The following is a 10,092-nucleotide window of genomic DNA, read 5'->3' as shown; positions in this document are numbered from 1 at the left end:
GTTCATGCGCGCATCTCCGCCACGCGGGCCCGGGCGACGCGCCGCGCCTGCTCGTCGAGCGCGATCAACCCGTCGAGCGAGCGGCAGGCGTCGCGTTCGGGGGTCATGGCGTCGAGGGTGCTGACATTGACGCTGTGAATCTGATCGAAGCGGATGGTTCCTGCCAGAAATGAAGCGACACCAATCTCGTTGGCGGCGTTGAGGATCGCGGTGCTGCCCTCGGGCCCGCGCAGCGTGTCCCAAGCGAGTTTCAGGCCCGGGTAGCGCACGAAGTCGGCCTCCTCGAAGCTCAGCGCCGACATCTGCAGGAAATCGAGCTGCGAGGCGCCCGACTCGATGCGCTCGGGGAACGACAGGCTGTAGGCGATCGGCACGCGCATGTCGGGCGTACCGAGCTGGGCCAGCACCGAGTTGTCGCGCAGCACCACCATCGAATGGATCACGCTCTGCGGGTGCAGCACGACGCGGATCTGCTGCGGCGCCAGGTCGAACAGCCAGCGCGCCTCGATGACCTCGAGCGCCTTGTTCATCATCGTCGCCGAGTCGACCGAGATCTTGCGGCCCATCACCCAGTTGGGGTGCGCGCAGGCCTCGTCGGGCGTCACGCTGTGCAACGTGGCCGGGTCGCGGCGGCGGAACGGCCCGCCCGAGGCGGTGAGCAGCAGGTGGTCGATGCGCTGCGGCCAGGTGCTGCGGTCTTCGGGCAGGCACTGGAAGATCGCCGAATGCTCGCTGTCGACCGGCAGCAAGGTGGCGCCGCCGGTGCGCACCGCGTCCATGAAGAACGCCCCGCCGACGACCAGCGCCTCCTTGTTGGCCAGCAGCAGCCGCTTGCCGGCGCGCGCCGCGGCCAGGCACGACGGCAGCCCGGCGGCACCGACGATCGCGGCCATCACGCTGTCGACCTCGGGGTGGGCGGCGACCTGGTCCAGCGCGGCCTCTCCTTCGAGCACTTCGGTGGCGGCGCCGGCCTCGCGCAACGCGGCGCGCAGGCGCTTCGCGTGCGCCGGATCCGTCATCACCGCGAAGCGGGGCTTCCATTGCAGGCACTGCGCGAGCAGTTCGTCGCTGCGGCTGTGCGCCGACAGCGCGAACACCTCGAAGCGCCCGGGATGGCGCGCCAGCACGTCGAGCGTGCTGCTGCCGACGCTGCCGGTGGAGCCGAGGATGCACACCCGCTGGCGGGGAGACGAGACTTCTGACATCGGTGGGCCTGGCAAGAAGGTGGCGTGGCGCAGGGGTGCGGCCGGAGGGTGCCGGGGTGCCGCTACAGCGAGCTGAGCGCCATCGCGATCGGGAACACCGGCAACAGCGCGTCGACCCGGTCGAGCACGCCACCGTGCCCCGGCAACAGGCCGCTGCTGTCCTTGGCGCCGGCGGCACGCTTGACCAGCGATTCGACCAGGTCGCCGACCACGCTCATCGCGCAGAGGAACACCAGCGACAGCACCAGGCCGAAGACGCCGAAGCGCTGCAGCAGCAGCGTGTAGAGGCTGGCCGAATCGGGCTGGATCGACCGGTCGAGCGCGATCCAGGCACCGGCCAGCACCAGCACGCCCAGCATGCCGCTCCACACGCCTTCCCAGCTCTTGCCGGGGCTGATGGACAGGGCGAGCTTGCGGCGGCCGAAGGCCTTGCCGCCGAAGTAGGCGGCGATGTCGGCCGCCCACACCAGGCACAGCACCGACAACAGGAAGTTGACGCCGAGGGTCTTGGCGCTGGCCAGCGCCAGCCAGGCCGTCCACAGCGCGGCCAGCCCGAGCACCCAGCGCGCAACCGTGGGCAGTTGCGGCCAGGCGCCGGGCCCGACCCGCAGCGCCAACGCACCGCCCAGCACCCACACCGCGAACGCCAGCCACCACGCGGGGCTGGCGCCGGCATGAACCCAGCCGGCGGCCATGGCGGCGGCACAGGCCGCGGCCAGCGCCACGCCCAGCCCGATCGCGAGACCGGACGGCGCCGCGTTCAGCCGCGCCCATTCCCAGCCGGCCGCGCCGATCATCAGCAGCGTGAGCAGCGCGAACGGCCACGCCATCGGCGCGAACATCGCCGGCAGCAGCACGAGCAGCAGCACGACGGCGGTGATGATGCGTTGCTTCAGCACGGCTCAGGCCCCCGCCTCGGCCGCCACGTCGGCACTGTTCACGCGGCCGAACCGGCGGTCGCGGCTCGCGTAGTCGGCGAGCGCCGCATCGAGTTGCGCGAGGCCGAACTCCGGCCACAGGCAGTCGCTGAACACCAGCTCGGAGTACGCCACCTGCCACAGCAGGAAGTTGCTGATGCGCACCTCGCCGCCGGTGCGGATGAAGAGGTCGGGATCGGGCGCGAAATTCATCGCCATGTAGCTGCCGAGCTTCGCTTCGTCGAGCTCGTGCGCCGGCACGCCCGCCGCGATGGCCTGCTGGCAGGCCTGCACGATGTCCCAGCGGCCGCCGTAGTTGAACGCGACCGACAGCGTGATGCGCCGGTTCTCGGCCGTGGTGCGCTCGGCCTCGTCCCAGGCGGCGCGCACCTTGTCGGACACCTGCGAGCGGTCGCCGACGATGCGGATGCGAACGCCCTCGCCCGCCAGCTTGGCCAGGTACTTCGAGACGGCGACCAGCACCAGGCTCATCAGTCCGGACACCTCTTCGGTCGGCCGCTTCCAGTTCTCGGACGAGAACGCGAACACGGTGAGGTATTCGATGCCGCGGTCGGCACAGGCCTCGACGGTGCGCACCAGCGCATCGACGCCCTGCTTGTGGCCGAAGAAGCGCGGCATCAGCCGCTTCTTGGCCCAGCGGCCGTTGCCGTCCATCACGATGGCCACGTGGCGTGGAACGCGGGAGACGGTGTCCACAGGGGTCGAGCGGGAAAACAGGGAGGAAACGATGCTGCTTTCACGGCCGCGTCAGACGGCCATGATCTCCGCTTCTTTGCCGGCGATCAGGCGATCGATCTCGGCGATCGTGCGGTCGGTCAGCTTCTGCACCTCGTCGAGCGAGCGGCGCTCGTCGTCTTCGGTGATCTCCTTGTCCTTCAGCAGCTTCTTGGCATGCTCGTTGGCATCGCGGCGCAGGTTGCGCGTGGCGATCTTGGCGTCTTCGCCGGCGTTGCGCACGACCTTGGTCAGGTCGCGGCGGCGCTCTTCGGTGAGCGCGGGCATCGGCACGCGCAGCAGGTCGCCCTGCGACGACGGGTTCAGGCCCAGGTCGGATTCGCGGATGGCCTTCTCGATCTTCGCGCCCATGCCCTTTTCCCAGGGCTGCACGGTGATCGTGCGGGCGTCCAGCAGAGTCACGTTGGCGACCTGGCTGATCGGCAGCATGGAGCCGTAGTAGTCGACCTGCACCTGGTCGAGCAGGCCCGGGTGGGCCCGGCCGGTGCGGATCTTCTGCAGGTCACCCTTGAACGATTCGATCGTCCGGCCCATCTTCTGCTCGGCCGTCTTCTTGATGTCGGCGATGCTCATGTCGGTTTCCTCACACGCTCACACGTGGACGAGGGTGCCCTCGTCCTCACCCATCACCACCCGCTTCAGGGCACCTGCCTTGAAGATGCTGAACACCTTGATCGGCAGCTTCTGGTCGCGGCACAGCGCGAAGGCCGTGGCGTCCAGCACCTGCAGGTTGCGGGTGATGGCTTCATCGAAACTGATCTGACTGTAGCGCGTCGCGGTCGGGTCCTTCTTGGGGTCGGCACTGTAGACGCCGTCGACCTTGGTCGCCTTCAGCACGATCTCGGCGCCCATCTCCGCGCCGCGCAGCGCAGCAGCGGTGTCGGTCGTGAAGAACGGGTTGCCGGTGCCGGCCGCGAAGATCACGACCTTGCCTTCCTCGAGGTACTGCAGCGCCTTCGGCCGCACGTAGGGCTCGACGACCTGCTCGATGCTGATGGCCGACATCACGCGGGCGGTCATGCCCTCCTGGCGCATCGTGTCGGCCAGCGCCAGCGAGTTCATCACGGTGGCGAGCATGCCCATGTAATCGGCGGTCGCGCGGTCCATGCCGACCGAGCCGCCGGCCACGCCGCGGAAGATGTTGCCGCCGCCGATCACGACGGCGACCTCGCAGCCGAGCTGCGTCACCTCTTGCACCTCGCGCACCATGCGAACGATGGTGGCCCGGTTGATCCCGTAGGCATCGTCGCCCATCAGGGCTTCGCCCGAGAGCTTGAGCAGGATTCGCTTGTACGCCGGCATGCGGTTTTCTCCCCGAGTTGGTCAAGCCTTGCGGCGCCGAAGTCTAACCATCGCGACAGGACGCCTCGTGAGCGCCCCGCCGCATCTCTCTCGCTTCAGCCGCCCTTGGCGGCAGCGACCTGCGCGGCCACTTCGGCAGCGAAGTCGTCGACCTTCTTCTCGATGCCTTCGCCGACGACGTACAGCGTGAAGCCCTTGACCGACGTGTTCGCGCCCTTGAGCATCTGCTCGACGGTCTGCTTGTCGTTCTTGACGAAGGTCTGGTTCAGCAGGCTGACTTCCTTCAGGAACTTCTGCACCGAGCCTTCGATGCGCTTCGTGACGATCTCGGCCGACTGCACCGGCTTGCCGGCAGCCTCGGCGGCCTTCGCGTCTTCGGCAGCCTTGCCGGCGGCCACGGCGCGTTCCTTCTCGATCAGCTCGGCGGGCACTTCCGACGAGGCCAGCGACACCGGCTTCATCGCGGCGATGTGCATCGCGACGTCCTTGGCGGCGGTCTCGTCGCCTTCGAACTCGACCAGCACGCCGATGCGGGTGCCGTGCAGGTAGCTGGCCAGCTTGGCGCCTTCATAGCGCTTGAAGCGGCGGATCGTCATGTTCTCGCCGATCGTGCCGATCAGGCCCTTGCGGACGTCGTCGAGCGTCGGGCCGTAGCCGTCCTGCGCGTACGGCAGTGCCGACAGCGCGGCCAGGTCGGCCGGGTTCTTCTCGGCGGCCAGCTGCGAGCAGGCCTTCGCGAAGTTCAGGAACATGTCGTTCTTCGAGGTGAAGTCGGTCTCGCAGTTGACCTCGACCAGCGCGCCGGCGTTGCCGACCACCGCTGCCGTCACGACGCCTTCGGCCGTGATGCGCGACGCGGCCTTGCCGGCCTTGCTGCCCAGCTTGACGCGCAGCAGCTCTTCGGCCTTTTCCATGTCGCCGCCGGCTTCCGTCAGCGCCTTCTTGCACTCCATCATCGGCGCGTCGGTCTTCGCGCGCAGTTCGCCGACCATGCTTGCAGTGATTGCAGCCATCTTGAATCTCCGTGTGCTGGGCGCCCCGCCGGAGGCCGGGCGCCGAATGATCTCGGGTTGAAAAAAAGGGGCTGTGACAGCCCCTTGGTGCGCTCGCCTTTCAGCGGGCAGGGGCATCGGGATCAGGCGTTCTCGCTGACTTCCACGAATTCATCGCCCTCGGCCGAAACGGCTTGCACCACTTCGTTGCTCGCGTTGGCCTTGCCGTCGATGATGGCATCGGCCACCGCCTTGGCGTACAGCGCCACGGCCTTCGACGAGTCGTCGTTGCCCGGGATCACGTAGTCGATGCCTTCGGGCGAGTGGTTCGAGTCGACGATGCCGATCACCGGGATGCCGAGCTTCTTGGCTTCGGCGACGGCGATCTTGTGGTAGCCGACGTCGATCACGAACATCGCATCGGGCAGCGCGTTCATGTCCTGGATGCCGCCGATGTCCTTCTCGAGCTTGGCCAGGTCGCGCTGGAACATCAGCGCTTCCTTCTTGATGCGGATCTCGGTGCCGGCTTCGATCTGCGCCTGCATGTCCTTCAGCTTCTTCAGCGAGCCCTTGACCGTCTTGAAGTTKGTCATCATGCCGCCCAGCCAGCGCTGGTCGACGAAGGGCATGCCGGCGCGGCGGGCTTCCATCGCGATGACTTCGCGAGCCTGGCGCTTGGTGCCGATCATCAGGATGGTGCCGCGGCGTGCTGCCAGCTGGCGGATGAATTTCAACGCGTCGTTGAAGAGCGGCTGCGTCTTCTCGAGGTTGATGATGTGGATCTTGTTGCGATGGCCGTAGATGTACGGTGCCATCTTCGGGTTCCAGAAGCGGGTTTGGTGGCCGAAATGGACGCCGGCTTCCAGCATCTCACGCATGGTGATGGTCATGTGAACTCCAAAGGTTGGTTCTAGAATCCGTCTCGAATTGCAAGGTTTTGAGACCTCTGCAACACCTTTCAACAGCCGGATTCGCGATTTGTTTTCTGCTGCCCCTCTTCTTGCCAACCGCCCTCTTGACAACGAGCGGAAGTCACGCAGAAGTGCACTCAGATAAACCCGTAGAGTGTAGCACGGCCTCCTCCCCTCTCCATGCCTCTTGACCTCACCGCTGCCATCAGCGAGATCGTGCTGGGTCGCTCGACGGCCGTCGACGCGCTGGCGCGCAGCCAGGCCGCCGCCGACCTTCCCGTCAACCGGCACACCTTCATCCGCCGCTTCGCCGGCCCGCAGGCCGTCGCGGCCGGCCTCGATGCGCAGGCCGCCGCCGGACTGCCGCTGCCACCGCTCGCCGGCCTGGCCGTCAGCATCAAGGACCTGTTCGACGTGGCCGGCCATCCGACAAGCGGCGCGTCGCGCGCGCTGGCCGATGCGTCACCCGCGGCGATTGATTGCACGGCGGTGTCGCGGCTGCGCGCCGCCGGTGCCGCGCTGATCGGCCACACGAACCTGACCGAATTCGCGTTCTCCGGCATAGGCATCAACCCGCACCACGGCACGCCGCTGAATGCCGCCACCGCCTTGCTCGACACACAAGCGCGCATTCCCGGCGGCTCGACCTCGGGCGGCGCGACCTCGGTCGCCAGCGGTGCCGCCTGGGCCGCGCTCGGCTCCGACACCGGCGGCTCGATCCGCATCCCCGCCGCGCTGCAAGGCTTGGTCGGCTTCAAGAACACCGCCCGCCTGACGCCGCTCGACGGCGCGATCCCGCTGTCGACCTCGCTCGACACCGCCTGCGCGATCACCCGCTCGGTGCGCGATGCGGTGCTGCTGCACGAGTTGCTGTCGGCACGCCGCGTGACGCTGGCCCGACGCCCGGCCTCCGCGCTGACGCTGGCGGTGCCGGGCGGCGCCTTCCTCGACGGGCTGGACGCTGCAGTGGCCTCGGCCTTCGAGCGCAGCCTGGCCACGCTGCGCCGCGCGGGCGCCCGCCTGCACGAGATCACGCTGCCCGAGGTCGACGAGCTGGCGGCCATCAACGCCGCCGGCGGCCTTCCGGCGGCCGAGAGCTGGGCCTGGCACCGCACCTTGCTCGGCACACGCGGGGCCGACTACGACCCGCGCGTCGCGCTGCGCATCCGCCGCGGCGAGCGCATGAGCGCGGCCGACTACATCGCGCTGCTGCAGGCCCGCGCCGACTGGATCGCCCGCATGACGCCGCGCCTCGCGCCGTTCGACGCGCTGCTCAGCCCCACCGTGCCGATGGTCGCACCCCTCGTGTCGGACCTGGCCGGCGACGACGCCTTCTTCGCAACCAACGCGCGCCTGCTGCGCAACCCGTCGGTGGTCAACATGCTCGACGGCTGCGCGCTGTCGCTGCCCTGCCACCGTGCGGGCGAGATGCCGGTCGGGCTGATGGTGTGGAGCAGCGCGCTGCGCGACGACACTGTGCTCGACGTGTCGCTCGCGATCGAGCGCGCACTGTCCGACGCGGAGGCCGCCTGATGCGCGTCGCCGTGATCGGCGCCGGCATCGTCGGCGTCACGTCCGCGTACGAACTGGCCGCCGACGGCCACGACGTGACGGTGTTCGAACGCCGCGGCAGCGTGGCCGCGGAAACCAGCTTCGCGAACGCCGGCGTGATCGCGCCCGGCTACGTGACGCCGTGGGCCGCCCCGGGCATGCCGGGCAAGGTGCTGCGCCACCTGTTCAGCAAGCACTCGCCGGTGCGCGTGAACCCGACACTCGACCTGGCGACGCTCGGCTGGATGTGGCGCTGGTGGCGCGCCAGCAGCCTGCACAGCTTCCGCGCGAACCGCACGCGCATGCAGCGCCTCGCGCTGTTCAGCCGCGACCGCCTGCACAAGCTGACCGCCACGCTGCAGCTCGAGTACGAGCGCACCGACGGCTACCTGGTGCTGTGGCGCTCTGCGCGCGACGCGGCCCATGCGCAGGCCGGCATCGCGATGCTGCACGACCTGGGCATCCGCTTCGAGACGCTCGATGCGGCGCAATGCCGGCGCGTCGAACCGGGGCTGAACCCCGAGACGCCGCTGCACGGCGGCCTGTACCTGCCGAACGACGAGGTCGGCAACTGCCGCCAGTTCGCCGGGCTGATGCGCGCCGAGGCGCAGCGCCTGGGGGCGCGCTTCAACTTCCACTCCACCGTCAGCCGCATCGAGCCCGGGCTGCGGCCGCAGCTCACGCACCTGCAGCTGTCGGCCGACGAATCGACGCTCGCGACGCCGAGCAGCGACAGCGGCCGCCGCAGCGCGCCACCGGCGATCGCCGAGCCGCAGACGCAGACCTTCGACGCGATCGTCGTCTGCGCCGCGATGGGCGCGCCGGAGTTGCTGACGCCGCACGGGCTGCGCCTGCCGCTCGCGCCGGTCTACGGCTACTCGGTGACGGCGCCGCTGCGCCACCACGAGGCGCACCCCGATGTCGGCCCGCGCTCGGCACTGATGGACGAGCGCTACAAGGTCGCCGTGAGCCGCATGGGCTCGCGCGTGCGGGTGGCCGGCAGCGCCGAGCTGGGCGGCTCGCCGCAGGCGATGAACAAGGGCTCGCTCGACACCTTGTACAAGGTGCTGAACGACTGGTTCCCGGGCGCGGCGCGCATGAGCCAGGCGCAGCGCTGGAAAGGCGCGCGGCCGATGCTGCCGGACGGCCCGCCGGTGCTGGGCGCGAGCGGGCTCGCCGGCATCTGGCTGAACCTCGGCCACGGCTCCAGCGGCTGGGCGCTCGCCTGCGGCTCGGCCCGCGTGCTCGCCGACCAGCTCGCGCAGCGCGCACCGGCAATCGACATCGACGGCCTGGGCATCGAGCGCCTGCGGCGCTGATCGACTGGCATGCTGCAGCGGATCCATGCTGGAACCCCCGCCTGGCCGCTGCACGGGCTGGCCCGCACGCGGGAGATCGAGGCCGCGGCGCTGCAATCGGTGCCGCCCTTCACGCTGATGCAGCGCGCCGGCGCTGCCGCGGCGCGCCTCGCCCGTGCGCTCGCGCCGCACACGCGGCGCGCCTGGGTGGCGGTCGGGCCGGGCAACAACGGCGGTGACGGCATGGTCGCGGCGGTCGCGCTGCGCCGCATCGGCATCGAGACCTTCGTGACGCTGGCGGGCGATCCATCACGGCTGCGTGGCGACGCGAAGCAGGCCCATGCGCTGGCGCTGACCGAAGACCTGCAGTGGGTCGAGCAGCCGCCTGTCGGTTTCGGCCGCGCCGGCGACTTCGCCGTCGACGCCTTGCTCGGCATCGGCGCGAGCCGTGCGCCCGAAGGCGCGCTTGCGGCGCTGATCGAGCGCCTGAACGCCCTCGCCTGCCCGGTGCTCGCGATCGACGTGCCGTCGGGCCTCGATGCGGACACCGGCCAGCCGCACGGTGATGCGTGCGTGACGGCCACGCACACGCTGTCGCTGCTGACGCTGAAGCCCGGGCTGTTCACCGGCCACGGGCGCGACCGTTGCGGCGAGGTCTGGCTGGAGGCCCTTGGCGTCGACATCGGCCCCGGATCGGCCGACGCCTCGCTCGGCGCCGCACCATCCACTGCCGGCTGGCAGCGCGCGCATGCGCAGCACAAGGGCAGCTTCGGCGACCTGGTCGTGATCGGTGGCGCACCGGGGATGGCGGGCGCCGCGCTCCTGGCCGCACGCGCCGGGCATGCGGCCGGCGCCGGCCGCACCTACCTGAGCTGGCTCGACGAGGCCGGCCCGGCAGTCGACGGCGAGCACCCCGAGCTGATGATCCGGCGGGCGCTGTGGAAAGACGACCTGCTGCGCGAAGCCACCGTGGTCTGCGGCTGTGGCGGCGGGGCCGCGGTGCGTGCCGTGCTGCCGCGTGTGATCAGCCAGGCCGCTCGCCTGGTGCTCGATGCCGATGCGCTGAACGCGATCGCTGCCGACACCGGCCTGCGGCAGTTGCTGGTCGCGCGCGGCCGCGGCGGCCGGCCGGCCGTGCTGACGCCCCACCCGCTGGAGGC

General features: G+C 69.9%; 10 protein-coding genes. 3 read left to right on the top strand and 7 right to left on the bottom strand.

Annotated features, from left to right (window positions below):
• Nucleotides 1-2: 2 nt before the first annotated feature.
• The 7 genes from ispC to rpsB form a co-directional block, all read right to left on the bottom strand.
• On the bottom strand, nt 3-1,205 hold the full coding sequence (gene ispC / locus AC1DXV_RS26190; RefSeq protein ID WP_477869571.1) for a 1-deoxy-D-xylulose-5-phosphate reductoisomerase: 1,203 nt from the start codon (nt 1,203-1,205) through the stop codon (nt 3-5).
• Between the two features lie 62 nt (nt 1,206-1,267).
• Nucleotides 1,268-2,104 carry a phosphatidate cytidylyltransferase gene (locus AC1DXV_RS26185; RefSeq protein ID WP_477936305.1) on the bottom strand — a complete coding sequence of 279 codons (837 nt, stop codon included), beginning with the start codon at nt 2,102-2,104 and terminating at the stop codon, nt 1,268-1,270.
• 3 nt (nt 2,105-2,107) lie between these two features.
• Complete coding sequence (gene uppS, locus AC1DXV_RS26180) at nt 2,108-2,839, bottom strand: polyprenyl diphosphate synthase (protein WP_477936303.1); 732 nt, start codon at nt 2,837-2,839, stop codon at nt 2,108-2,110.
• 51 nt (nt 2,840-2,890) lie between these two features.
• On the bottom strand, nt 2,891-3,451 hold the full coding sequence (frr, locus tag AC1DXV_RS26175) for a ribosome recycling factor (RefSeq protein WP_477936301.1): 561 nt from the start codon (nt 3,449-3,451) through the stop codon (nt 2,891-2,893).
• An 18-nt stretch (nt 3,452-3,469) separates the two neighbouring features.
• Nucleotides 3,470-4,180 carry a UMP kinase gene (gene pyrH, locus AC1DXV_RS26170; protein WP_047589795.1) on the bottom strand — a complete coding sequence of 237 codons (711 nt, stop codon included), beginning with the start codon at nt 4,178-4,180 and terminating at the stop codon, nt 3,470-3,472.
• A gap of 95 nt (nt 4,181-4,275) precedes the next feature.
• The gene (gene tsf, locus AC1DXV_RS26165) at nt 4,276-5,193 is read right to left on the bottom strand and encodes a translation elongation factor Ts (RefSeq protein WP_477868670.1); all 918 of its coding nucleotides are present in this window, start codon (nt 5,191-5,193) and stop codon (nt 4,276-4,278) included.
• A 122-nt stretch (nt 5,194-5,315) separates the two neighbouring features.
• On the bottom strand, nt 5,316-6,062 hold the full coding sequence (gene rpsB / locus AC1DXV_RS26160; RefSeq protein ID WP_477868672.1) for a 30S ribosomal protein S2: 747 nt from the start codon (nt 6,060-6,062) through the stop codon (nt 5,316-5,318).
• Nucleotides 6,063-6,263: 201 nt separating this feature from the next.
• Here rpsB and AC1DXV_RS26155 point away from each other — a divergent pair, with 201 nt between their 5' ends.
• The 3 genes from AC1DXV_RS26155 to AC1DXV_RS26145 form a co-directional block, all read left to right on the top strand.
• The gene (locus AC1DXV_RS26155) at nt 6,264-7,616 is read left to right on the top strand and encodes an amidase (protein ID WP_477868674.1); all 1,353 of its coding nucleotides are present in this window, start codon (nt 6,264-6,266) and stop codon (nt 7,614-7,616) included.
• Nucleotides 7,616-8,953, top strand: a complete 1,338-nt coding sequence (locus AC1DXV_RS26150) for an FAD-dependent oxidoreductase (RefSeq protein WP_477936299.1) — start codon at nt 7,616-7,618, stop codon at nt 8,951-8,953. Before AC1DXV_RS26155 ends, AC1DXV_RS26150 begins: the two co-directional genes overlap by 1 nt.
• A 9-nt stretch (nt 8,954-8,962) precedes the next feature.
• Nucleotides 8,963-10,092, top strand: a 1,130-nt coding sequence (locus tag AC1DXV_RS26145) for an NAD(P)H-hydrate epimerase (RefSeq protein WP_477936297.1), incomplete at its 3' end; no start/stop codon positions are given.

This window comes from Rhizobacter sp. P3_C12, assembly GCF_056402735.1.
Note: the sequence above shows the minus strand (reverse complement) of the source record. Positions and strands in the feature narration are given on the sequence as shown.

What these genes read in the sequence shown, in the direction of transcription:
- tsf (WP_477868670.1), bottom strand. Translation starts at nt 5,193, where the DNA reads ATGGCTGCAATCACTGCAAGCATGGTCGGCGAACTGCGCGCGAAGACC.
- frr (WP_477936301.1), bottom strand. Translation starts at nt 3,451, where the DNA reads ATGAGCATCGCCGACATCAAGAAGACGGCCGAGCAGAAGATGGGCCGG.
- AC1DXV_RS26150 (WP_477936299.1), top strand. Translation starts at nt 7,616, where the DNA reads ATGCGCGTCGCCGTGATCGGCGCCGGCATCGTCGGCGTCACGTCCGCG.
- AC1DXV_RS26155 (WP_477868674.1), top strand. Translation starts at nt 6,264, where the DNA reads ATGCCTCTTGACCTCACCGCTGCCATCAGCGAGATCGTGCTGGGTCGC.
- pyrH (WP_047589795.1), bottom strand. Translation starts at nt 4,180, where the DNA reads ATGCCGGCGTACAAGCGAATCCTGCTCAAGCTCTCGGGCGAAGCCCTG.
- ispC (WP_477869571.1), bottom strand. Translation starts at nt 1,205, where the DNA reads ATGTCAGAAGTCTCGTCTCCCCGCCAGCGGGTGTGCATCCTCGGCTCC.